This window comes from Pseudomonas sp. Sample_22 (genome assembly GCF_004307635.1).
Lineage (GTDB): Bacteria > Pseudomonadota > Gammaproteobacteria > Pseudomonadales > Pseudomonadaceae > Aquipseudomonas.
On the sequence record NZ_RCNY01000017.1, the window covers coordinates 217,746 to 240,578 of the forward strand.

Below are 22,833 nucleotides of genomic sequence, written 5' to 3' on the forward strand. Positions count from 1 at the left end.
GGCCGCTACGCGGCCCAACGGGAGCAAGCTCCCTCGCCACAGGTTTCAGTGGATTACTCGGTGACAAACTTCGCGCTGACATACGGCGAGTAATCCGGCAGCACCGTTTCCACCTTCCCTTGTTCCTTCAAGAACTTCGCCGTCTCGCCAATCGCCTTGGCCGTGCCGCCGTCCAGCAGCGCGCTGGTTTGCTGTGCCTTGGCATCCGGGAAAGCGGACCCGGCGAGCAACTCAGGCACGTCGGCAGCGTTGGCACCGGTCAGTTTGGCGATTTTTTGCACAGGCTCAGAGTCGACCGTCCAGTTGGCTTTGTGCGCGGCGTAATCAGCAAAGGCGTCGAGCGTGACCTTGGCGAACTTGGCTACGACATCAGGATGCTTCTCGGCGTAATCCTTGCGCGCAACCCAAACCTCAAAGGTGGGAGCGCCCCACTGTCCGACCTGTGCGGCATCGGTCAAGGTCTTGCCGGTCTTGCGAATTTCACCCAATGCGGGTGACCAGACAAACGCGCCATCAATATCGCCACGCTTCCAGGCCGCGGCGATTTCCGCTGGTTGCAGGTTCACCACTTTGACTTTCGAAGCGTCCAGGCCCCAGTGCTTCAGCGCGCCGAGCAGGCTGTAGTGCGAGGTGGAAACGAAGGGCGTGGCGATGGTCTTGCCGATCAAATCTTGCGGTTTTTCGATGCCGCTGCCGTTACGCACCACCAGGGCTTCCGCCGCATTGATCTGTGCCGACACGAGGAACGCGACAATCGGCAGCTTGCGCGACGCCGCTGCCGCCAAAGGGCTGGAACCGAGGTTGCCGATTTGTACATCGCCGGACGCTATCGCTGTGACCACCTCCGGGCCACTGTTGAAACGTCGCCAGTCGATGGGCTGGCCAATGGTTTTTTCGTACAGGCCATCCGCCTGCGGCACCTTGCTGGGGTCGATACCGGTTTGGTAGCCGACGGTGAGGTTTGCTGCGTGGGCAGAGAAAGAAATCAACAGCGATACACAAACTGTAACAAAGGGCTTGGATAGTGCGCGCTTGGTCGTCATGGCGAGGGCCTGTTCGATTGGTTTTGTTGCGAAATTGTGTCCAAACCTAATCGATCTAAAAAACGCCCAATAAATACCATTTAGTAATTAGCTTATGTGGCACCCGCTCTAGTCCGCTGGGGTAATTGAAGTGAGCTTAATTCCTAAACGGTATGAGAAAAGAATCGAGCCATTCTTTTCAGGTTTGTGACGATCTCATGAACCTGCATGGACCAAAAAACCGGGGATTAGACTATGGTCGTAGACACACATGGTTACGATTGACTTGTGAGTCACCGTCCGGCGCTAATCGCGCATCTTAGGATTTTGGGCAACGACCCGAGACCAGGAACACAAGAATTAGAATCCAGAGGAGCTTCACAATGAACAAGTCCACCTTGGCTTTGGCCGTGGCCGTAGGGGTTATGGCGCAGCAGGCAGGCGCCGCAGGTTTCATCGAAGACAGCAAGGCTTCCGTCAGTTCGCGCACCTATTATTTCGACGCCGATAAACGGGAAGGCGCCAGCACGCCTGCCAACCGGCAGCGAGAGGCCGCTGAAGGCCTGAAGTTCGATTACCAGTCGGGTTTCACTCAAGGTGTCGTTGGTTTTGGTATCGACGCCCAGGCGCTGGTCGGTATCCATCTGGACGGCGGCAAAGGCCATCACCCGGACAACAACTCCTTCACACCTAGCGACACCGATGGTTCGGCCGAACACTCGTGGAGCCGTGCGGCAGCGAACGTCAAGGCACGTTTCTCGAAGACCGAGGCTCACGTGGGTGGCGCTCTGCAGCCAAACATGCCGATCCTGATCGCGAACGACAGCCGCGTGCTACCGCAAACCTTTGAAGGTGGCACCCTGACTTCGAAGGAAATCGACAACGTGACCTTCAACGTAGGTCAGTTGGAGCACGCGACCGGTCGCGCATCGAGCAACAGCACCGGCCTGGCCGTGGCTGGCGGTACTCAGGACAGCAACCAGTTCCGTTACGCCGGTGCTGACTGGAAGGTCACCAAAGACCTGATGCTGCAGTACTACTACGCGAACCTGGAAGACTACTACAAGCAGAACTTCCTGGGCCTGGTGCACGTCTACCCGATCGCACCGAACCAGTCGTTCAAGACCGATATCCGTTATTTCGACAGCAGCTCCGACGGCAAGAACGGCACGGCCGGCTACCTGTTCAACAACAACAACGGTTACGCCAAGACGCCAGGCGAAGTCGACAACAAAACCTGGAGCGCCACGTTCACCTACACCCTGGGCGGCAGTGCATTCTTGCTCGGTCACCAGCGTGTCAACGATGACGGCGGTTTTGTTTTCCTGAACCAGGCTAACGTGGTTGACGGTCGAGGCCGTAACGAAGGTGCCGGCGGCGCAAGCTTCTACTCCTTCACCGATGCCACCGTGGGCAGCTTTATCCGTGCCGGTGAAAACACCACCTACGGTCAATACTCCTATGACTTCGCTTCTTTGGGCGTGCCAGGCCTGAAAGCGTCGGCTGCTTATCTGTATGGCCGGGACATCAAGGCCACCAACGGCGTGGGTGATGACCTGAACGAGCGGGAAACCGACCTGCGTGTGGATTACGTGATTCAAACCGGCCCACTCAAAGGCTTCGGTACTACGTTGCGTCACGGTATGTATCGTGGCAACACCAGCACGCTTGATGAAGACCAGACCCGTCTGATCTTCAACTACACCTACAGCTTCATGTAATAGCGTCCCCCTTCAAAAAACCTCACCACAACGGTGAGGTTTTTTTTCGTCTCGATTCAATATTCCATATTGTTTGTATAGGTGAATTTTTAATTCTTTTTAGCTTTTATCGTCAGCGCTTACAGTAAGTCCATCCGACACGCACCGTAAGCCTCGGATCAAGCTGCAACCTCCCTCGAGATAAAACGATTCAGGAATCGGCATTTCGGCCGATATCCCCAATCTGTGTTGTCGGGGCTTATTTCCCAATGCGATTAAAAATACTTCAATAATTCTTTTACGGATTATGAAGAGGTATCCTGCGCGCCCAAAAAAATGACCGCGTTCGACGGTCAGGCGCAAAAAGCGTCTGCGGATCCAGGGCATACGACCCGGGACCAGCAACACAAGTATTAGAAAACGATAGGAGCGAAACAATGAACAAGTCCACCTTGGCCCTGGCAGTGGCCGTAGGGGTTTTGGCGCAGCAGGCAAGCGCCGCCGGTTTCATCGAAGACAGCAAGGCAACCTTGGGGCTGCGCAACTTCTACATCAATCAGGATTTCCGTGACGGCAGTGCCGAACCGAACAAGAACGAAGAGTGGGGCCAAGGCTTCGATCTGCGTTTCATTTCCGGTTACACCCAAGGCACCGTCGGTTTCGGTATCGACGCGATCGGCCTGCTGGGCGTGAAACTGGATTCGGGCGGTGGTACCAACGGTGGGGCAGGTAACGCTTATGGCGGTACTGTTTTCCCAACCAAGTCCAACGGTGAATCGGTTGATAACTTCTCCAGCCTGGGTCTGACCGCCAAGGCCAAGGTTTCCCAGACCGAGCTGAAACTGGGGACCTTGCAGCCGAAGAACCCGGTCATCGTGACCAACGACGGTCGTCTGCTGCCGCAAACCTGGCAGGGCGGCCAGATCACGTCCGGCGACATCAAGGACCTGACCCTGGTCGGCGGTCAGATCGAGCAGGTCAAAGGTCGTAACTCGAGCAACAACCAGCAGTTGTCGATCTCCGGCGCCAACGGTCGCACCGCGGCAGCTCGCGACAGCAACAAGTTCATCTATGCCGGCGGTGACTACAAACTCACCAAGGACCTGACTGCCCAGTACTACTACGGCAAGCTGGAAGAGTTCTACAAACAGCACTTCCTCGGACTGGTGCATAACTGGGCAATCGGCCCTGGCGTATTGAAGTCGGACTTCCGCTACTTCAACAGCTCCGACGACGGCGCCAACGGTCACGATCCGTTGTATTACACGACGGGCAACTACAACGCGCCTAACGGTAAGGGCAAGGTCGACAACAATCTGTACAGCGGCCTGTTCCTGTACACCGTGGCCGGCCACACCTTCGGCGGCGGTTACCAGGTCAGCAATGGCAGCAGTGACTTCCCTTGGTTGAACCAGGGCGACGGTTCGTCGAACTACACCATCACCGACTCGCAAATCCAGAAGTTCGGCCGTGCCGGCGAGAAAACCTGGCAAGCGCGCTACTCCTTTGACTTCGCCAAGGTCGGTGTTCCTGGCCTGACAGCGGGTGTGGTTTACCTGCATGGCGACGACATCGACACGGTCAACGGCGCCGGCCGTCAACTCGCCAACGGCGCTTCCGAGTGGGAACGCGACCTGACTGTGGGTTACGTCGTGCAGTCGGGCGCGCTGAAGAACCTCGGCCTGATGTGGAAAAACGCCACCTGGCGTACCGACCTGCCGAACACCCGTTCCCAGGACGAAAACCGTCTGATCGTCAGCTACTCGATTCCGCTGTTGTAAAAGCGCACGCGTAAGCGAGATAGAAAAAGCCCCGCCCGGCATCACGCCGGGCGGGGCTTTTTGCGTTTCAAGACGGGGTCACCCCCGTAATCCCGCCTCGAAATTCCCTCTTTTGCAGCAACTCAAGGCCTTCTCGAACCTTGTGGCCGATGTTCGGCGGGTTGCGTTCATCCGTCCAGTGAACAGTTCTTTAATATTTCTTTTCGGTCTAAACAAATCGATATTTATTCTTTTTAATGGATAAAAAACACAGGCACAGTTGAGTTCATCCAGCACTCACCAGGAGCTACACCATGGGCATCAGACTCGGCGATATCGCCCCCGATTTCGAACAGGATTCCAGCGCCGGCACCATCCGTTTCCACCAATGGCTGGGTGATAGCTGGGGTGTGCTGTTTTCCCATCCGGCGGATTTCACCCCGGTGTGCACCACCGAACTGGGCTTCACGGCCAAGCTGAAGGATGAATTCGCCAAGCGTGGCGTCAAGGCCATTGCCCTGTCAGTCGACCCGGTGGACTCGCACCACAAGTGGATCGCCGACATCAACGAAACCCAGAACACCGTCGTCAACTTTCCGATCCTCGACGATGCCGACCGCAAGGTTTCGGACCTCTACGACCTGATCCATCCGAATGCCAACGACACCCTGACGGTGCGTTCGCTGTTTGTCATCGACCCGAACAAGAAGGTTCGCCTGACCATCACCTACCCGGCGAGCACTGGCCGCAACTTCCATGAAATCCTGCGGGTGATTGATTCTCTGCAGCTCACCGACAACTACAAAGTGGCCACGCCGGCCAACTGGCAGGACGGTGATGAGGTGGTGATCGTGCCGTCGCTCAAGGATGAAGAAGAAATCAAACAGCGCTTTCCCAAAGGCTATCGCGCCGTTAAGCCTTACCTGCGCCTGACGCCGCAGCCGAATCGCTGACGATGTGATCGTTCCCACGCTCCGCGTGGGAATGCCTCTAGGGACGCTCCGCGTCCAGTGACGCGGAGCGTCACGGGCTGCATTCCCACGCGGAGCGTGGGAACGATCATCAACCACAAAGCAGGGGATTTCAGGCCGTTTCGACGGCCTTTTTTTTGTCTGAAAGAAGTGATTCTTCATATTTCTATATTGCATAACCAAATGAATAAATATGATTTATGGATATATGAATCACCTGTTAAGGTCACTCCATCAAAGCGAGATCGCAAACCGCGAATCGTCTGCAATCAAGGAATCGTCTGAATGCTGGTCGTCTCACTCGGTGGCAGTCCCAGTCAGCGCTCCCGTTCCGGGGTTCTGCTGGATCGCTCCCAACGTTGGCTACAAGAGCAGGGCGTGGAGGTGGTGAGTTATCAGGTACGGGACTTCCCGGCTGAAGACCTGCTGCACGCACGTTTCGACAGCCCCAAGGTGGTCGACCTGCTGCAACAAATTGAAAACGCCGATGGTTTGCTGATCGCCACGCCGGTGTACAAGGCTTCGTTTTCCGGTGCATTGAAAACCGTGCTGGATCTGCTGCCGGAGCGCGCCTTGAGCCACAAGGTGGTGTTGCCAATGGCAACCGGCGGCAGCATCGCCCACATGCTCGCGGTGGATTACGCGCTCAAACCGGTGCTGTCGGCATTGAAGGCCCAGGAAATGCTTCAGGGCATTTTCGCCGTCGACAGCCAGATCGCTTACGGCGAAGGCAGTGCCCTGGCGCAGTTGGCACCGGAGCTTGAGCAACGATTGAATGAATCGCTGGAGCTGTTTTTCAGCGCCATGGCGCGACGGCCCAAGCCGCTCGATCCAAACCTGTTGAATGAACGTTTGTTGAGTGCTCGCTGGAGCATTTGAGCCATTTTCACCCTTGAAGTACTGGCCTTACTCGCCCGCCAACGGGCAAGCAGGTGCAGCCAAAACCCAACTGCAAATAGGAGAGCGCCATGCGCCCTGTCATTTTGCGTCGTGGTCTGGTCGCTCTGTTTGCTGCGGCTGTTACCTTCGGCGCCATTACCCAAGCTCAGGCCGAGACACTGCGGATCGGTTATCAGAAATACGGCACCCTGGTGCTGCTCAAAGCCAAAGGCACCCTGGAAAAACGCCTCGCCGCCCAAGGCGTGGATGTGCAATGGACTGAATTCCCCGGTGGCCCGCAGCTGCTCGAAGGCTTGAACGTCGGCTCCATCGACTTCGGCGTGACCGGCGAAACCCCTCCTGTGTTTGCCCAAGCGGCAGGCGCCGATCTGCTCTACGTCGCCTACGAACCGCCAGCGCCGCACAGCGAAGCCATCCTGGTGCCGAAGGATTCGCCGATCAAATCGGTGGCCGAACTCAAGGGCAAGAAAGTCGTCCTGAACAAAGGCTCCAACGTGCACTACCTGCTGGTGCGGGCACTGGAAGACGCCGGCCTCAAGTACACCGATATCCAGACCGTATTCTTGCCACCGGCCGACGCCCGTGCTGCGTTCGAACGTGGCAGCGTCGATGCCTGGGTCATCTGGGACCCGTACCAGGCGGCCGCCGAACAGCAACTGCAAGCGCGCACCCTGCGTGATGGCAAAGGCATCGTCGACAACCATCAGTTCTATCTGGCGACCAAACCCTACGCGCAGAAAAATCCCGAGGTGATCAAGACCCTGGTGGAAGAAGTGCGCGCGGTCGGCGAGTGGTCCAAGGCCAACCCGCAAGATGTGACCAAACAAGTCTCGCCACTGCTTGGCCTGCCAGCGGACATCACCCTGACTTCGGTGAAACGCCAGGGCTACGGCGCGCTGTTCCTGACCCCGGCAGTGGTCGCCGCGCAACAGAAAATCGCCGACAGCTTCTACCAGCTCAAGTTGATTCCCAAGCCGCTGAGCATCAAAGACGTGATCTGGACGCCGCCGGCGACCGTTGCCCAAAGCTCAGTCACCAAAGCCCAGTAACAGTCCGATTTCCCAAGGAGACCACTCCATGAGCCTCAACATCTTCTGGTTCCTGCCTACCCACGGCGACGGCCATTACCTTGGCACCGCCGAAGGCGCTCGCGCCGTTGACCACGGTTACCTGCAACAAGTCGCCCAAGCGGCGGATCGACTGGGTTTCGGCGGTGTGCTGATTCCCACCGGTCGTTCCTGCGAGGATTCGTGGCTGGTGGCGGCGTCGTTGATTCCAGTGACCCAGCGTTTGAAGTTTCTTGTCGCCCTGCGCCCCGGGATCATTTCCCCGACGGTGGCGGCACGCCAGGCGGCTACGCTGGATCGCTTGTCCGGCGGACGTGCGCTGTTCAACCTGGTCACGGGCGGTGATCCGGAAGAGTTGGCCGGCGATGGTCTGTTCCTCAGCCACGAAGAGCGCTATCAGGCCTCGGTGGAATTCACCCGCATCTGGCGTCGCGTGCTGGAAGGCGAAACCGTCGATTACGACGGCCAGCACATCAGCGTGAAGGGCGCGAAGTTGCTGTACCCGCCGATCCAGCAACCGCGTCCGCCGCTGTACTTTGGCGGTTCCTCGGAAGCGGCGCAGGACCTCGCGGCAGAACAGGTGGAAATGGTGTTGACCTGGGGCGAGCCACCGGCCGCAGTGGCCGAGAAGATCGCACAGGTGCGGGCCAAAGCTGCGAGGCTCGGGCGTACCGTGCGCTTCGGCATTCGCCTGCATGTGATCGTTCGTGAAACCAACGCCGAGGCCTGGCAAGCGGCGGACCGACTGATCTCGCACCTGGACGACGACACCATCGCCCGTGCCCAGGCCTCCCTGGCGCGCTTCGATTCCGTCGGCCAGCAACGCATGGCCGCGCTGCACGGTGGCAGCCGCGACAACCTGGAGGTCAGCCCGAATCTCTGGGCCGGCGTCGGGCTGGTGCGGGGCGGTGCCGGTACGGCGTTGGTCGGTGATGGGCCGACTGTGGCGGCACGGGTTAAGGAGTACGCCGATCTGGGTATCGATACGTTCATCTTCTCCGGTTATCCACACCTGGAAGAGTCGTACCGCGTGGCCGAGTTGCTGTTCCCGCACCTGGACATCGAGCGTCCCGAGTTGCCGAAAAGCGCTGGTTACGTCAGCCCGTTCGGCGAAATGGTCGCCAACGACATCCTTCCCAAAGCCGCGTCGCAGAGTTGAGCGCGCCATGAAAAAAATTATCCACAGCCTCGCGCCCTGGGCGTTGCCGGTGTTGCTGCTGGCGGTGTGGCAGCTGTCGGTGTCGGCGGGTTGGTTATCGACACGGATTCTGCCGGCGCCGATCGCCGTGATCGAAGCCGGTGTGAGCCTGGTACGCAGCGGCGAGATCTGGACACACCTGGCAATCAGCGGTTGGCGTGCCGCGTTGGGCTTTGCCATTGGTGGCGGTATTGGCCTGACACTGGGTTTCATCACCGGTCTGTCCAAGTGGGGCGAACGCCTGCTCGACAGTTCGGTGCAGATGATCCGCAACGTTCCGCACCTGGCGCTGATTCCGCTGGTGATCCTGTGGTTCGGCATCGACGAGTCGGCGAAGATTTTCCTGGTGGCCCTGGGCACCTTGTTCCCGATCTACCTCAACACCTATCACGGCATCCGCAACGTCGATCCGGCGTTGGTGGAAATGTCGCGCAGCTACGGCTTGTCCGGTTTCAGTCTGTTCCGTCAGGTGATCCTGCCGGGTGCGCTGCCTTCGATTCTGGTCGGCGTGCGCTTTGCCCTGGGCTTTATGTGGCTGACGCTGATCGTGGCCGAAACCATTTCCGCCAGCTCCGGCATTGGCTATCTGGCGATGAATGCCCGGGAGTTCTTGCAGACCGACGTGGTGGTGCTGGCGATCCTGATGTATGCGGTGCTCGGCAAGCTGGCCGATCTCGCGGCGCGTGGACTTGAACGCGTGTGGCTGCGCTGGCATCCGGCCTATCAGGTCGTCAAGGGAGGTGCCGCATGACCGCTCAACAACCTCCACGCCTGCTGCGCGGGATTCCGCTGGCGGTGCGCAAGCTGCAAAAAACCTTTGGTTCGCGCCAGGTGCTGCGCGAGATCGATCTGCATATTCCGGCGGGGCAATTTGTCGCCGTGGTCGGTCGCAGCGGCTGCGGCAAAAGTACCTTGCTGCGTTTGCTGGCCGGTCTCGATCAGCCCACGGGCGGTGAACTGCTGGCCGGTTCCGCGAAGCTGAGCGAGGCCCGGGAAGACACCCGGCTGATGTTCCAGGAAGCACGGTTGCTGCCGTGGAAAAAGATCATCGACAACGTCGGCCTGGGCCTCAAGGGCCACTGGCGTCCCAAGGCATTGGCGGCGCTGGAAGCGGTCGGCCTGGCGGACCGCGCCCATGAGTGGCCGGCGGCCCTGTCCGGTGGGCAGAAACAACGCGTGGCCCTGGCTCGCGCGTTGATTCATCAACCGCGCCTGCTGTTGCTCGACGAGCCGTTGGGCGCGCTCGATGCCCTGACCCGCATCGAAATGCAGCAACTGATCGAACGGCTCTGGCAGCAACACGGCTTCACCGTGTTGCTGGTGACGCACGACGTCAGCGAAGCCGTAGCGATTGCCGATCGGGTGATTCTCATCGAAGACGGCGAAGTCGGCCTCGACCTGCACGTTGAGCTGCCACGCCCTCGGGTTCGTGGCTCTCATAGGCTGGCAGCACTGGAGACCGAAGTTCTCAACCGCGTGCTGTCACTGCCCGGCCAACCACCGGAACCGGAACCTGTTTCACCCTTGCCTACGCAGTTGCGTTGGGCCCAGTAACCCAAGTCTTATCCAACCACAGGAATCAATATCATGACTATCAAGGCCATCAACGTACGCAACCAGTTCAAAGGCTCGATCAAGGAAATCGTCCTCGGTGACGTGCTCTCGGAAATCGATGTGCAGACCGCTTCCGGCATCGTCACTTCGGTGATCACCACACGTTCGGTGAAAGAGCTGGAATTGGCGGTGGGCAGTGAAGTGATCGCGTTTGTGAAATCCACCGAGGTGTCGATCGCCAAGTTGTAAGGGCGTGGGACAAACACTGCCCCGAAGGGTGCAAGCCCTTCGAGGTAGATATTTATAAAAAGGAAGTAAAAAACTAATTGGCCTTTTGGCCAAAATCCTAACATGCAGATTGTTTTGGCGGAACTGTCAACTTTGACAGGTTTCAAGGTATGATTTTTTGTGTAGCTTTGGTCTTGCATTCATCCTTAATTCGCAAGGAGTAGACATCATGCCGGACATAAAAAATTGTGTTGCTGTGGATTGGCGGCAAGGGCAGGATCATTGCTATTTTTTCTTCAAGGATACAAATACTTTTTCGCGATTCAATAATGCAGAAGATAGAGTTCCACCAGGCTACCCTACAGCAATTAATGCAGGGAACTGGGGGGAATTTCATCCCTATGCCAGATATTTGCGCTTTGGGTTTACAACAACGAGCGGATATAGCGATTATCTGCATCTCTTCTATTTGGATGGTAATACCCCAAAGGTATGTACCTACCATCAGCAGACGGACAGGGTTGTTCAATTTGAAACGCTGGCAGATAGCCGGTGGTCACTGTTGTTACCATACTTTGATAAGATTGTGGCTGGTGTATGGTGGAAAGAGCCAACTACGTTTCTTAGAGATAACATATTTTTGTTTTTGATGAGTGATGGGGATTACCTACGATACGATGCTCGTCAGGAAACGATTGAAAAAAAACCTACCAATGACGCTAACTGGCCGGGGGTAGGTCCTTACAGATACGAAATTGTTACTGCAGTACAATTTGATCGCGATTTGGCTGATGATTTCTACTATATTTTTCTGACGGGTAATCGTTATCTAAAATATAATATGGACGAAGATAGGTTGGTGGGTGGTCCTGATCCCGTTAATGATAATACTTGGCCGGGATTGTTGCGAAACTAACAGTGGGTGTGGTTTCAATAAAGGCCTGTGTTGGCGATTTTATACTGTCGTGGATTTATCCAGGCCTTTTTGTATTTTTAGTTTCAATAGCTTTTTGCATGCAGTCAGGAATTGTTTGCGCTGCAGCCGTCGATTCTATCTTGATGCAATCTGATGTGCTTCAAGGCTGCATTCGCTTGGGCAGGTAGGGTGGCAAGTAAAGACCAAGGTACGCATCAAACACCCGCATCCCTTCTTCGGCCATGCGCGGTGTGATCTGCCCGTGCTGTTGCACCGAGCGCGCGTACACTCGATCCCCCAGCTCCATGGCCAGGGCAAACACATCGACATCATCCGGCAGTTTCGGCAGTTCGAAGTGGTGATTGAAGAGCTTGTGCATCAGGTCGCCCAGTTCGATGTCGTGCTGGCGGTCGGCCTGGGTGACTTCGGTCAGGCCGTGTTGCGCCAGGATCAGCTGGCGGGCGGCGGCATCCTCGCCGTAGATGTCGAGCATGCGTTGTTCCACCAGCCGCGACAGGTCACGCCAACCGCTCAGCGCGTCGTGGTCGATGGGTGCTTGCAGGCAGGCGCGGAAGGCGGCGTGGACGTCGGCGGTCAGTGCTTCCAGCAAGGCCGGTACGCTGGCGAAGAAATGGTAGACGGAGGAGGGCGGGATCTCCGCCCGCTCGGCAACGCTGTAGATCGACAGGCTGGCCACACCCTCGGCGGCCAGCAAGGTGCGGGCGGCATCGAGGATCGAATCGATTCGCGCCTGGCTGCGGGCGCGGGGTTTGCGAACGGTGGCTACGCGTGTCATTGAAGTCTCCTGAGGGGCAGCGGGCATTGTACGAGCAGGGTTGTGTGTTGTCTCCTCGGCCGCCATCGCTGGCAAGCCAGCTCCCACAAGGATTGTTGCCGACCACACATCTTGTGTTCATTAACAAAACCTGTGGGAGCTGGCTTGCCAGCGATCCGCCGCAGGCGGCCATAAAAAAACGCCGCAAGCCTTGTCAGCCTGCGGCGTTCTTTTGTACTGCAAGCGCTTACACGGTATGCAAATACCAGTTGTACTCAAGGTCGGAGATGGAGTGTTCGAACTCCTCCAGCTCGCTCTCTTTGCACGCGACGAAGATATCGATGTATTTCGGATCGATGTACTTGGCCATCACTTCACTGTCGTCCAGCTCGCGCAATGCATCACGCAGGTTGTTCGGCAGGCTTTGCTCGTTCTGCTCGTAGCTGTTGCCTTCCACCGGTGCGTTCGGCTCGATCTTGTTGACCAGGCCGTGGTGCACGCCTGCCAGGACCGAAGCCATCAGCAGGTACGGGTTGGCGTCGGCACCGGCCACGCGGTGCTCGATGCGCACGGCATCGGATGAACCGGTCGGCACACGAATCGCTACGGTGCGGTTGTCCAGGCCCCAGCACGGTGAGTTCGGCACGTAGAACTGTGCGCCGAAACGACGGTACGAGTTGACGTTCGGGCAGAGGAAAGCCATCTGCGCCGGTAGGGTCTCGAGCACACCGCCGATCGCGTGACGCAGTGCGGCGTTCTGCTCGGGATCCTCACTGGCAAAAATGTTTTTGCCATCTTTGTCGAGAATCGAGATGTGGACGTGCAGCCCGTTGCCCGCCTGGCCCGGGTAAGGCTTGGCCATGAAGGTGGTGTCCATTTCATGGTCGTAGGCGATGTTCTTGATCAGGCGCTTGAGCAGGACGGCGTAATCGCAGGCCTTGATCGGGTCGGCCACGTGGTGCAGGTTCACTTCGAACTGCGCCGGGGCACTTTCCTTGACGATGGCGTCGGCCGGGATGCCTTGCTCTTTTGCACCTTCCAGAATGTCCTGGAGGCAGTCGACGTACTCGTCGAGGTCGTCGATCAGGTAGACCTGTGTCGAATGCGGGCGTTTGCCGGAAATCGGCGAGCGGGGCGGTTGCGGACGACCGTTCACGTTCTCCTGGTCGATCAGGTAGAACTCCAGTTCGAACGCGGCGCAGATGGTCAGGCCCATCTCATCGAACTTGGTCACCACCTGTCGCAGCACTTCACGCGGGTCGGCGAAGAAAGGGTCACCTTCGAGTTCGTGCATGGTCATCAACAGTTGCGCGGTCGGGCGCTTCTGCCATGGCTCGTTGCACAGGGTATCGGGAATTGGATAGCAGATTCGGTCAGCATCACCGATGTCCAGGCCCAGGCCGGTGCTTTCCACCGTAGAGCCATTGATATCCAGAGCAAATAGAGAGGCCGGCAGGTTGATGCCTTTCTCGTAAACCTTGTGGAGGCTGGTGCGTTCGATGCGCTTGCCGCGCACCACACCATTCATATCCGCAATCAGAAGGTCAACGTACAGAACCTCAGGATGTTCCTTAAGGAACGCGTTCGCTTCGTTAAGCTGAACGGCACGCGGGGGTACCGACATGATGCAACACCTTTGTTGTTAAAAATATCAATCATTGATCTTTTCGGTTTCCAGTCAACCCGAACGGCATGCCGAAGTCAAGCGAGGCCTTTTTTGCCCTAAAAAAGCGCTCGTGTGGCTTTTTTGAGGCACTTTGGGGCGTTTTTATGCCCTTGGCCTCTATGGCGCCCGCGGGCTTGAGCGGGCCGTGTTGTATTTTTTACGGGGGTGTTGTGTAAAAAAATGAACAAGGCTAAGCTCGAATCAAACCCATAACAGCAATAATACCGGGGTGCTTCATGTCTCGCCTGCCGATAATCGGCGTCACCGACTGCTCAAGACAGATCGGTCTGCATGCTTATCACATGAGTGGCGACACTTGCGTGCGCACCGCGGTCCCGGCAGCTTCGGCCCTGCCGGCGGACCTCACGTCCCTGACGGTTCGGCTGTTCCCGTCCGATATTCTGGACGGCCCTGATGGCACCCCCATTACGGTTACTCCATTCAATATAGAACCGATTCACAATAGCAGCTCAGCCATGGCGCAGGGCACCGCTCGCGATTCTGCACGCCTGGCATTTGCCTTGCGGAGCGCGAAGAACACGATAGCCTGTCGCAAACCCGTATTTCAACGCGACGCCGATGCGTCAACTATCGCCTGACTCCCAAGAGTCAGGAAACTCAAAGCCTAGAGGCATTTATGAGTAACAACCTCGACCAGCTCACCGATTGGTTGAAAGACCACAAGATCACAGAAGTCGAATGCATGATCGCCGACTTGACCGGGATCACCCGGGGCAAGATTTCGCCGACCAACAAATTCATCGCCGAAAAAGGCATGCGCCTGCCAGAAAGTGTGCTGTTGCAGACCGTGACGGGCGATTACGTCGAAGACGACATCTATTACGAGCTGCTCGACCCGGCCGACATCGACATGATCTGCCGCCCCGACCAGAGCGCGGTATATGTGGTGCCTTGGGCCATCGAGCCGACCGCTATCGTTATCCACGACACTTACGACAAACAAGGCAACCCGATCGAGCTGTCGCCGCGCAACGTGCTCAAGAAAGTCCTGAAACTCTATGCCGACAAGGGCTGGCAGCCGATCGTGGCGCCAGAAATGGAGTTTTACCTGACCAAGCGCAGCGACGACCCGGACTACCCGTTGCAACCGCCGATCGGCCGCTCCGGCCGCCCGGAAACCGGTCGCCAGTCGTTCTCCATCGAGGCGGCGAACGAATTCGATCCGCTGTTCGAAGACGTCTACGACTGGTGTGAATTGCAGGAGCTGGATCTCGACACGCTGATCCACGAGGACGGCACGGCGCAGATGGAAATCAACTTCCGTCACGGCGATGCCTTGTCCCTGGCCGACCAGATTCTGGTGTTCAAGCGCACCATGCGCGAAGCCGCGCTCAAGCACGACGTGGCCGCCACCTTCATGGCCAAGCCAATGACCGGTGAGCCGGGCAGTGCCATGCACTTGCACCAGAGCATCATCGACATCGAGACCGGCAAAAACATCTTCTCCAATGAAGACGGGACCATGAGTTCGTTGTTCCTGCACCACATCGGTGGCTTGCAGAAACTCATTCCCGAGCTGTTGCCGCTGTTTGCACCCAACGTCAACTCGTTCCGCCGATTCCTGCCCGACACGTCGGCGCCGGTCAACGTCGAGTGGGGCGAAGAGAACCGCACCGTAGGCCTGCGCGTTCCGGACGCCGGGCCGCAAAACCGCCGGGTTGAAAACCGCCTGCCGGGCGCCGATGCCAACCCGTACCTGGCGATTGCCGCCAGCCTTCTGTGCGGTTACATCGGCATGGTCGAAGGCATGAACCCGAGCGCACCGGTAGTCGGCCGTGGTTATGAGCGCCGTAACCTGCGTTTGCCGCTGACCATCGAAGACGCACTGGAACGCATGGAAAACAGCAAAACCATCGAGAAGTACCTGGGCACCAACTTCATCACTGGCTACGTAGCGGTCAAGCGGGCCGAGCATGAAAACTTCAAGCGCGTGATCAGTTCGTGGGAACGGGAGTTCCTGCTCTTTGCCGTCTGACACGCCGGGCGCCGCCGTTGTCCCGCGGCGCGCCTTCACCTGGATTTTTAGGAGATTCACATGACCAGCAACAACCCGCAAACCCGCCAATGGCAAACCCTGAGCAATGATCACCACCTGGCCCCGTTCAGCGATTTCAAGCAGCTGAAAGAGAAAGGCCCGCGGATCATCACCAACGCCAAGGGCGTGTACCTGTGGGACAGCGAGGGCAACCAGATTCTCGACGGCATGGCCGGTCTGTGGTGTGTGGCAATCGGTTACGGTCGTGAAGAACTGGCAGACGCCGCCAGCAAACAGATGCGCGAACTGCCTTACTACAACCTGTTTTTCCAGACCGCGCACCCGCCAGTACTCGAACTGGCCAAGGCCATCGCCGACATCGCGCCGCAAGGCATGAACCACGTGTTCTTCACCGGTTCCGGCTCCGAAGGCAACGACACCATGCTGCGCATGGTCCGCCACTACTGGGCAATCAAGGGCCAGCCGAACAAGAAAGTCATCATCAGCCGCAAGAACGGCTATCACGGTTCCACCGTGGCCGGCGCCAGCCTGGGCGGCATGACCTACATGCACGAACAGGGCGACTTGCCGATCCCGGGCATCGTCCATATCGCGCAGCCTTACTGGTTCACTGAGGGCGGTGACATGACGCCTGAAGAGTTCGGGATCTGGGCTGCCAATCAGCTGGAAGAGAAGATTCTGGAAGTCGGCGTCGACAACGTTGGTGCCTTTATTGCCGAACCGATCCAGGGCGCTGGCGGCGTGATCATTCCGCCTGACAGCTACTGGCCGCGCATCAAGGAAATCCTCGCCAAATACGACATCCTGTTCGTGGCCGACGAGGTGATTTGTGGTTTCGGACGCACCGGCGAGTGGTTCGGCAGCGATTTCTACGACCTCAAGCCCGACATGATGACCATCGCCAAGGGCCTGACTTCCGGCTACATCCCGATGGGTGGGCTGATCGTGCGTGACGAAGTGGTGGCAGTCCTCAACGAGGGCGGCGACTTCAACCACGGTTTCACCTACTCCGGTCATCCGGTGGCCGCCGCGGTGGCGCTGGAAAACATCCGCATCATGCGCGACGAGAAAATTGTCGAACGCGTGAAGACCGAAACGGCACCGTATTTGCAAAAGCGTCTGCGGGAACTGAACGATCATCCGCTGGTGGGTGAAGTTCGCGGGGTGGGTCTGTTGGGGGCCATCGAACTGGTTCAGGACAAGGCCACGCGCAAGCGCTACGAAGGCAAGGGAGTGGGCATGATCTGCCGACAGTTCTGCTTCGATAATGGCCTGATCATGCGGGCAGTCGGTGACACCATGATCATCGCGCCGCCACTGGTGATTACGCCTGCGGAAATCGACGAACTGGTAACGAAAGCTCGCAAGTGTCTGGACCTCACCCTGAGTGCGTTGCAAGGCTAAGTGCTAGGCTCTGAGCGAAGGCGCCGCGGCACCTTCGCTCGGGGCAGTCAGAAAGGTTGGCCTTTTCTTGAAAGACCGCCTCGGATCTTGCCAGACTAGCCGCGGTTCCAGTTGTCGGGGTTCGGCCGCTGAACAAAGTGGTTCAAAAAAGAAAAATTTGGAGCATTAACGCATGAAGGCATTAGGCAAAAAGCTTGCTGGCAAGACTCTTCTCGCCATGTCCCTGATGGGCATTATGGCGGGCGCGGTTCAGGCGGACGACAAGGTGTTGCACGTCTATAACTGGTCCGACTACATCGCTCCGGACACCGTCAAGAAGTTTGAAGACGAGTCGGGCATCAAAGTGGTCTACGACGTTTTCGACAGTAACGAAACCCTGGAAGCCAAATTGCTGGCAGGCAAGTCCGGCTACGACATCGTCGTACCGTCCAACAACTTCCTGGCCAAGCAGATCAAGGCAGGTGTTTACCAGAAGCTGGACAAGTCCAAGCTGCCCAACTGGAAGAACCTGAACACCGACTTGCTCAAGGCCGTATCGGTCAGCGACCCGGGCAACGAACACGCCTTCCCGTACATGTGGGGTTCGATCGGTATTGGTTTCAACGCCGAGAAGGTCAAGGCTGCACTGGGTGCCGACGCGCCGACCAACTCCTGGGACCTGCTGTTCAAACCTGAAAACGCTGCGAAGTTGAAATCCTGCGGTATCAGTTTCCTCGATTCGCCAACCGAGATGATTCCGGTGGCGTTGCACTACCTGGGCTATCCAACCGACAGCCAGGACAAGAAACAACTGGCCGAAGCTGAAGCGCTGTTCCTGAAAATCCGTCCTTCGATTGGTTACTTCCACTCGTCCAAGTACATCTCGGACCTGGCCAACGGCAACATCTGCGTGGCCGTGGGTTACTCGGGTGACATCTACCAGGCCAAGGCACGCGCTGCCGAAGCCGGTGACAAGGTGAAAGTCAGCTACAACATTCCGAAAGAAGGCGCCGGCAGCTTCTACGACATGGTCGCCATCCCTAAAGATGCCGAAAACGTCGAAGGCGCCTACAAGTTCATGACCTTCCTGCAGAAGCCGGAAATCATGGCCGAAATCACCAACGCCGTACGCTTCCCGAACGGCAACGCGGCCGCCACGCCGCTGGTTGAGAAAGAAATCACAGCCGACCCGGGCATCTACCCGCCGGCCGATGTGCTGGCCAAGCTTTACGCGATTGCCGACTTGCCGGCCGCGACCCAGCGGATCCTGACCCGCAGCTGGACCAAGATCAAATCCGGTAAGTAAGCCGGTTTGAAGCAAGAACCTGTTGTCGTCGTCTGCGCGGTGGCGGCAACAGGTTTAATTAAATGACAGAAAGTTTTGCTGGAACGGTTTTTCGAGGGTAAGTTGCGCGCCGGTTTTGTTGCCATACAGCCATGGCTGTCATGTAACGCGGGGCAACTTGGGCCCAACTCATTTTAGAGGACCTCCACTTGCCTATTTTTTCTTTGTTGCGCAATGCCATGCTGGTCGGCGCCGGGCTGACGCTTGCCGTCAGTGTCCAGGCCGCCGGTACTGTGCATATTTATAACTGGTCGGACTACATCGGCGAGAACACGCTGGCCGACTTCCAGAAAGAGACCGGGATCAAACCGGTTTACGACGTGTTCGACTCCAACGAGACCCTGGAAGGCAAGTTGCTTGCCGGGCGTACCGGTTACGATGTCGTCGTGCCGTCGAACCACTTCCTCGGCAAGCAGATCAAGGCTGGCGCGTTCCAGAAGCTCGACAAGTCGCAGTTGCCGAACTACTCGAACCTCGACCCGGTGCTGCTCAAGCGTCTGGAGCAAAACGATCCGGGCAACCTGTACGCCGTGCCCTATCTATGGGGCACCAACGGCATCGGTTACAACGTCGACAAGATCAAGGCCGTGCTGGGGGTCGACACTATCGATTCGTGGGCCGCCGTCTTCGAACCTGAAAACATCAAGAAGCTGCAAAGTTGCGGTGTGGCGTTCCTCGATTCGGCCGATGAAATGATGCCGACGGTGCTCAACTACATGGGCCTCGACGCCAACAGCACCAACCCTGAAGATTACAAGAAGGCTGAAGCCAAGTTGCTGGCGGTACGGCCTTACGTGACCTACTTCCACTCCTCCAAATACATTGCGGATCTGGCCAACGGTGATATCTGCGTCGCGATCGGTTTCTCCGGCGACATGTTCCAGGCGAAGAACCGCGCCGATGAAGCCAAGAAAGGCGTGAACATCGCCTACTCGATTCCCAAGGAAGGCGGTGCGCTGTGGTTCGACATGCTGGCGATCCCCAAGGATGCGGCCAACGTCAAGCAGGCCCACGCGTTCATCAACTATTTGCTCAAACCTGAGGTTATTGCCCAGGTCAGTGATTACGTCGGCTACGCCAACCCTAACCCCGGGTCGGACAAACTGATGGAACAGTCCATTCGCACCGACGAAGCGGTTTACCCACCGCAGGCCGTGCTCGACAAGACCTACGTGTCCATCGAGCTGCCACCGAATATTCAACGTTTGATGACCCGCAGCTGGACCAAGGTCAAGTCGGGCAAATAGCTTCAAGGCTCAAACTATCCAAAGTTGGCTCACCTTGAGCGAACTGCACTCTTTTTTTTTGGGAGTTTCGTAAATGGCAGTTGCCTCCGGCGCCTATAAGAAAGCCCTCGAGGGCGACCAGTCACCTAAACAGGTGTTGGTCAAAATCGACCGGGTCACGAAGAAGTTCGACGAGACGATTGCCGTGGACGATGTGTCCCTGGAAATCAAGAAAGGCGAGATTTTCGCCCTGCTCGGCGGTTCGGGATCGGGCAAATCCACCCTGCTGCGCATGCTCGCAGGTTTCGAACGGCCCACGGAGGGGCGCATCTTCCTCGATGGCGTAGACATCACCGACATGCCGCCGTACGAGCGGCCGATCAACATGATGTTCCAGTCCTACGCCCTGTTCCCGCACATGACCGTAGCGCAGAACATCGCTTTCGGCCTCAAGCAGGACAAACTGCCAGCCGCCGAAATCGACGCCCGTGTGGCCGACATGCTCAAGCTCGTGCAAATGACCCAGTACGCCAAGCGCAAGCCGCACCAGTTATCCGGTGGCCAGCGTCAGCGTGTGGCACTGGCGCGTTCCCTGGCCAAGCGGCCGAAGCTGCTGTTGCTCGATGAACCGATGGGCGCACTGGATAAAAAACTGCGTTCGCAAATGCAGCTGGAACTGGTCGAGATCATCGAGCGCGTCGGCGTGACCTGCGTCATGGTGACCCACGACCAGGAAGAAGCCATGACCATGGCTGAGCGCATCGCGATCATGCACCTGGGCTGGATCGCCCAGATCGGCAGCCCGATCGACATCTACGAGACCCCGACCAGTCGCCTGGTCTGCGAATTCATCGGCAACGTCAACATCTTCGAAGGTGAAGTGATCGACGACGCCGAAGGCCACGCGATCATTACCTGCAAAGACCTGGACCGGCAGATCTACGTCGGCCACGGCATCAGCACTTCGGTACAGGACAAGTCGGTGACCTACGCGATCCGTCCGGAAAAACTGCTGGTCACCGCCGACATGCCGACCTGCCAGTACAACTGGTCCAGCGGCAAGGTGCACGACATCGCTTACCTGGGCGGGCACTCGGTGTTCTACGTCGAGTTGCCAAGCGGCAAGCTGGTGCAGTCATTCGTCGCCAACGCCGAACGTCGCGGGCAGCGTCCGACCTGGGGTGATCAGGTCTACGTGTACTGGGAAGACGATAGCGGCGTGGTACTTCGCTCATGAACATGCGCAAATTCAAACGCCGTCTCAATCGAATAATTCCCGGTGGCCGCCAGTTGGTCATCGGGGTTCCCTTCATCTGGCTGTTCCTGTTCTTCATGTTGCCGTTCTTCATCGTTCTGAAGATCAGCTTTGCCGAAGCCGACGTGGCCATCCCGCCGTACACTGAAATCTACAGCTACGCCGAACAGAAGCTGCAGTTGCTGCTGAACCTGGGCAACTACGCGATGCTGGGCGATGACGAGTTGTACATCGCCGCGTACCTCGGCTCGCTGAAGATGGCGCTGATCAGCACCATCCTCTGCCTGCTGATCGGCTACCCGATGGCCTACGCCATTGCCAGCGCCCGCAAAGAGCTGCAAACGGTGCTCGTGCTGCTGATCATGATGCCGACCTGGACCGCGATCCTGATCCGCGTCTATGCGTGGATGGGCATCCTCAGCAACAACGGCCTGCTCAACGGTTTCCTGATGAGCATGGGCTGGATCGACGAACCGCTGCAGATCCTCAACACCAACCTCGCGGTTTACATTGGTGTCGTTTACTCCTATCTGCCGTTCATGATCCTGCCGCTGTACGCCAACCTGGTGAAGCACGACACGAGTCTGCTGGAAGCCGCTTCGGACCTGGGTTCGAGCACCTTCAACAGCTTCTGGAAAATCACCGTGCCGCTGTCGAAAAACGGCATCATCGCCGGCTGCATGCTGGTGTTCATCCCGGTGGTGGGTGAGTTTGTGATCCCGGAACTGCTCGGCGGTCCGGAAACCCTGATGATCGGTAAAGTGCTCTGGCAAGAGTTCTTCAACAACCGTGACTGGCCGGTGGCGTCCGCCCTGGCGGTGGTGATGCTGGCGATCCTGATTGTGCCGATCATCCTGTTCAACCGCAGTCAGGCCAAGGAAATGGAGGGTAAAGAATGAAACGCTTCCGTTTCTCCAGCCTGATGCTGGTGGTGGGTCTGTTGTTTATCTATCTGCCGATGCTGATCCTGGTGATCTACTCGTTCAACGCCTCGAAACTGGTGACGGTGTGGGGCGGCTGGTCGATCAAGTGGTACGTCGGCCTGATGGACAACACGCAACTGATGGGCTCGGTGGTGCGCTCGCTGGAAATCGCCTGCTACACGGCGATTGCAGCCGTCGCACTAGGGACGTTAGCCGCGTTCGTCCTGACCCGCATCACCCACTTCAAGGGTCGCACGCTGTTCGGTGGCCTGGTCACCGCGCCGCTGGTGATGCCTGAAGTGATCACCGGCCTGTCGCTGTTGCTGCTGTTCGTGGCCATGGCGCAGATGATCGGCTGGCCGCAGGAACGCGGCATCGTCACCATCTGGATCGCCCACACGACGTTCTGTGCGGCGTACGTGGCGGTGGTGGTGTCGGCGCGCTTGCGTGAGCTGGACCTGTCCATCGAAGAAGCGGCCATGGACCTCGGTGCACGGCCATGGAAGGTGTTCTTCCTGATCACCATCCCGATGATCGCGCCATCGTTGGCGGCCGGCGGCATGATGTCGTTTGCCCTGTCGCTGGATGACCTGGTGTTGGCGAGCTTCGTTTCCGGCCCGGGTTCCACGACCCTGCCGATGGAAGTGTTCTCGGCGGTACGACTGGGCGTGAAGCCGGAGATCAATGCCGTGGCCAGTCTGATTCTGTTGGCCGTATCAATCGTGACTTTCCTGGTCTGGTTCTTCAGCCGCCGTGCCGAAGAAAACCGCAAGCGGGCGATCCAGCAGGCCATCGAAGAAAGCGCTGCCGATTCTTGGAAACAACCGGACGTGCGTCGCGCACAGGCGCCGGAAGCTGCCTGAAGCGATGCCATGATCGTTCCCACGCTCTGCGTGGGAACGCCTCAACGGACGCTCCGCGTTCGGC

Annotated in this window: 21 protein-coding genes; 18 read left to right on the forward strand and 3 right to left on the reverse strand. The window is 57.9% G+C overall.

Going from position 1 to position 22,833, the window contains the following annotated elements; translation table 11 throughout:
- Positions 1 to 53: 53 nt before the first annotated feature.
- Positions 54 to 1,043 carry a taurine ABC transporter substrate-binding protein gene (gene tauA / locus D8U73_RS04735; protein WP_130903842.1) on the reverse strand — a complete coding sequence of 330 codons (990 nt, stop codon included), beginning with the start codon at positions 1,041 to 1,043 and terminating at the stop codon, positions 54 to 56.
- Positions 1,044 to 1,405: 362 nt separating this feature from the next.
- Between tauA and D8U73_RS04740 the strand changes: the two genes are divergently transcribed.
- The 10 genes from D8U73_RS04740 to D8U73_RS04785 all read left to right on the forward strand — a co-directional run bounded on the left by D8U73_RS04740 (position 1,406) and on the right by D8U73_RS04785 (position 11,316).
- Entirely contained in the window at positions 1,406 to 2,743 is a 1,338-nt protein-coding gene (locus D8U73_RS04740) for an OprD family outer membrane porin (RefSeq protein WP_130903843.1), read from the forward strand.
- A 416-nt stretch (positions 2,744 to 3,159) separates the two neighbouring features.
- Positions 3,160 to 4,503, forward strand: a complete 1,344-nt coding sequence (locus tag D8U73_RS04745) for an OprD family porin (RefSeq protein ID WP_130903844.1) — start codon at positions 3,160 to 3,162, stop codon at positions 4,501 to 4,503.
- Positions 4,504 to 4,796: 293 nt separating this feature from the next.
- Positions 4,797 to 5,435: a peroxiredoxin gene (locus tag D8U73_RS04750; RefSeq protein WP_130903845.1), complete on the forward strand. Its 639-nt coding sequence runs from the start codon at positions 4,797 to 4,799 to the stop codon at positions 5,433 to 5,435.
- Between the two features lie 303 nt (positions 5,436 to 5,738).
- A complete protein-coding gene (gene ssuE / locus D8U73_RS04755; RefSeq protein WP_056854060.1) occupies positions 5,739 to 6,332 on the forward strand; it encodes an NADPH-dependent FMN reductase in 594 nt (197 codons plus the stop codon).
- 89 nt (positions 6,333 to 6,421) lie between these two features.
- A complete protein-coding gene (locus tag D8U73_RS04760; RefSeq protein ID WP_056854059.1) occupies positions 6,422 to 7,402 on the forward strand; it encodes a sulfonate ABC transporter substrate-binding protein in 981 nt (326 codons plus the stop codon).
- Between the two features lie 28 nt (positions 7,403 to 7,430).
- Positions 7,431 to 8,579 (forward strand): FMNH2-dependent alkanesulfonate monooxygenase, encoded by a 1,149-nt coding sequence (ssuD, locus tag D8U73_RS04765; protein WP_130903846.1) that lies wholly within the window; start codon positions 7,431 to 7,433, stop codon positions 8,577 to 8,579.
- Between the two features lie 7 nt (positions 8,580 to 8,586).
- The gene (ssuC, locus tag D8U73_RS04770; RefSeq protein ID WP_056854057.1) at positions 8,587 to 9,369 is read left to right on the forward strand and encodes an aliphatic sulfonate ABC transporter permease SsuC; all 783 of its coding nucleotides are present in this window, start codon (positions 8,587 to 8,589) and stop codon (positions 9,367 to 9,369) included.
- Entirely contained in the window at positions 9,366 to 10,172 is an 807-nt protein-coding gene (gene ssuB / locus D8U73_RS04775; RefSeq protein WP_130903847.1) for an aliphatic sulfonates ABC transporter ATP-binding protein, read from the forward strand. The genes ssuC and ssuB overlap by 4 nt, the downstream gene beginning before the upstream one ends.
- Before the next feature lie 33 nt (positions 10,173 to 10,205).
- The gene (locus D8U73_RS04780; protein ID WP_007967989.1) at positions 10,206 to 10,421 is read left to right on the forward strand and encodes a TOBE domain-containing protein; all 216 of its coding nucleotides are present in this window, start codon (positions 10,206 to 10,208) and stop codon (positions 10,419 to 10,421) included.
- A gap of 208 nt (positions 10,422 to 10,629) precedes the next feature.
- Positions 10,630 to 11,316, forward strand: coding sequence for a hypothetical protein (locus D8U73_RS04785; protein ID WP_130903848.1), 687 nt, complete (start codon positions 10,630 to 10,632; stop codon positions 11,314 to 11,316).
- 160 nt (positions 11,317 to 11,476) lie between these two features.
- On the opposite strand, the gene D8U73_RS04790 is transcribed toward D8U73_RS04785, so the two are convergent.
- Together D8U73_RS04790 and D8U73_RS04795 are read right to left on the reverse strand one after the other, a co-directional pair.
- A complete protein-coding gene (locus D8U73_RS04790; protein WP_130903849.1) occupies positions 11,477 to 12,112 on the reverse strand; it encodes a TetR/AcrR family transcriptional regulator in 636 nt (211 codons plus the stop codon).
- Between the two features lie 226 nt (positions 12,113 to 12,338).
- Positions 12,339 to 13,715: a glutamine synthetase family protein gene (locus D8U73_RS04795; protein ID WP_056854054.1), complete on the reverse strand. Its 1,377-nt coding sequence runs from the start codon at positions 13,713 to 13,715 to the stop codon at positions 12,339 to 12,341.
- Positions 13,716 to 13,993: 278 nt separating this feature from the next.
- On the opposite strand from D8U73_RS04795, the gene D8U73_RS04800 reads away from it, so the two are divergent.
- From D8U73_RS04800 to D8U73_RS04835, 8 genes are all read left to right on the forward strand, one after another.
- Positions 13,994 to 14,356 carry a gamma-glutamyl-gamma-aminobutyrate hydrolase family protein gene (locus D8U73_RS04800; RefSeq protein ID WP_130903850.1) on the forward strand — a complete coding sequence of 121 codons (363 nt, stop codon included), beginning with the start codon at positions 13,994 to 13,996 and terminating at the stop codon, positions 14,354 to 14,356.
- Between the two features lie 38 nt (positions 14,357 to 14,394).
- Complete coding sequence (locus tag D8U73_RS04805; protein WP_056854052.1) at positions 14,395 to 15,753, forward strand: glutamine synthetase family protein; 1,359 nt, start codon at positions 14,395 to 14,397, stop codon at positions 15,751 to 15,753.
- A 60-nt stretch (positions 15,754 to 15,813) separates the two neighbouring features.
- Positions 15,814 to 17,178 (forward strand): aspartate aminotransferase family protein, encoded by a 1,365-nt coding sequence (locus D8U73_RS04810; RefSeq protein ID WP_056854051.1) that lies wholly within the window; start codon positions 15,814 to 15,816, stop codon positions 17,176 to 17,178.
- Between the two features lie 172 nt (positions 17,179 to 17,350).
- The gene (locus D8U73_RS04815) at positions 17,351 to 18,463 is read left to right on the forward strand and encodes a polyamine ABC transporter substrate-binding protein (protein WP_056854050.1); all 1,113 of its coding nucleotides are present in this window, start codon (positions 17,351 to 17,353) and stop codon (positions 18,461 to 18,463) included.
- A gap of 188 nt (positions 18,464 to 18,651) precedes the next feature.
- Positions 18,652 to 19,749, forward strand: coding sequence for a polyamine ABC transporter substrate-binding protein (locus D8U73_RS04820; protein ID WP_130903851.1), 1,098 nt, complete (start codon positions 18,652 to 18,654; stop codon positions 19,747 to 19,749).
- 73 nt (positions 19,750 to 19,822) lie between these two features.
- Positions 19,823 to 20,965 carry a polyamine ABC transporter ATP-binding protein gene (potA, locus tag D8U73_RS04825; protein WP_130903852.1) on the forward strand — a complete coding sequence of 381 codons (1,143 nt, stop codon included), beginning with the start codon at positions 19,823 to 19,825 and terminating at the stop codon, positions 20,963 to 20,965.
- A 35-nt stretch (positions 20,966 to 21,000) separates the two neighbouring features.
- Positions 21,001 to 21,882: an ABC transporter permease subunit gene (locus D8U73_RS04830; RefSeq protein WP_177434609.1), complete on the forward strand. Its 882-nt coding sequence runs from the start codon at positions 21,001 to 21,003 to the stop codon at positions 21,880 to 21,882.
- Positions 21,879 to 22,769 (forward strand): ABC transporter permease subunit, encoded by an 891-nt coding sequence (locus tag D8U73_RS04835; RefSeq protein ID WP_056854046.1) that lies wholly within the window; start codon positions 21,879 to 21,881, stop codon positions 22,767 to 22,769. The genes D8U73_RS04830 and D8U73_RS04835 overlap by 4 nt, the downstream gene beginning before the upstream one ends.
- Positions 22,770 to 22,833 lie beyond the last annotated feature (64 nt).

Bases quoted from the DNA above. Each gene is read 5' to 3' on its own strand.
- D8U73_RS04800 (WP_130903850.1), top strand. From the start codon at position 13,994: ATGTCTCGCCTGCCGATAATCGGCGTCACCGACTGCTCAAGACAGATC.
- D8U73_RS04790 (WP_130903849.1), bottom strand. From the start codon at position 12,112: ATGACACGCGTAGCCACCGTTCGCAAACCCCGCGCCCGCAGCCAGGCG.
- D8U73_RS04835 (WP_056854046.1), top strand. From the start codon at position 21,879: ATGAAACGCTTCCGTTTCTCCAGCCTGATGCTGGTGGTGGGTCTGTTG.
- ssuB (WP_130903847.1), top strand. From the start codon at position 9,366: ATGACCGCTCAACAACCTCCACGCCTGCTGCGCGGGATTCCGCTGGCG.
- ssuD (WP_130903846.1), top strand. From the start codon at position 7,431: ATGAGCCTCAACATCTTCTGGTTCCTGCCTACCCACGGCGACGGCCAT.
- D8U73_RS04805 (WP_056854052.1), top strand. From the start codon at position 14,395: ATGAGTAACAACCTCGACCAGCTCACCGATTGGTTGAAAGACCACAAG.
- ssuC (WP_056854057.1), top strand. From the start codon at position 8,587: ATGAAAAAAATTATCCACAGCCTCGCGCCCTGGGCGTTGCCGGTGTTG.
- D8U73_RS04815 (WP_056854050.1), top strand. From the start codon at position 17,351: ATGAAGGCATTAGGCAAAAAGCTTGCTGGCAAGACTCTTCTCGCCATG.
- D8U73_RS04795 (WP_056854054.1), bottom strand. From the start codon at position 13,715: ATGTCGGTACCCCCGCGTGCCGTTCAGCTTAACGAAGCGAACGCGTTC.
- D8U73_RS04745 (WP_130903844.1), top strand. From the start codon at position 3,160: ATGAACAAGTCCACCTTGGCCCTGGCAGTGGCCGTAGGGGTTTTGGCG.
- D8U73_RS04750 (WP_130903845.1), top strand. From the start codon at position 4,797: ATGGGCATCAGACTCGGCGATATCGCCCCCGATTTCGAACAGGATTCC.
- potA (WP_130903852.1), top strand. From the start codon at position 19,823: ATGGCAGTTGCCTCCGGCGCCTATAAGAAAGCCCTCGAGGGCGACCAG.
- tauA (WP_130903842.1), bottom strand. From the start codon at position 1,043: ATGACGACCAAGCGCGCACTATCCAAGCCCTTTGTTACAGTTTGTGTA.
- D8U73_RS04810 (WP_056854051.1), top strand. From the start codon at position 15,814: ATGACCAGCAACAACCCGCAAACCCGCCAATGGCAAACCCTGAGCAAT.
- D8U73_RS04780 (WP_007967989.1), top strand. From the start codon at position 10,206: ATGACTATCAAGGCCATCAACGTACGCAACCAGTTCAAAGGCTCGATC.
- D8U73_RS04785 (WP_130903848.1), top strand. From the start codon at position 10,630: ATGCCGGACATAAAAAATTGTGTTGCTGTGGATTGGCGGCAAGGGCAG.
- D8U73_RS04740 (WP_130903843.1), top strand. From the start codon at position 1,406: ATGAACAAGTCCACCTTGGCTTTGGCCGTGGCCGTAGGGGTTATGGCG.
- ssuE (WP_056854060.1), top strand. From the start codon at position 5,739: ATGCTGGTCGTCTCACTCGGTGGCAGTCCCAGTCAGCGCTCCCGTTCC.
- D8U73_RS04760 (WP_056854059.1), top strand. From the start codon at position 6,422: ATGCGCCCTGTCATTTTGCGTCGTGGTCTGGTCGCTCTGTTTGCTGCG.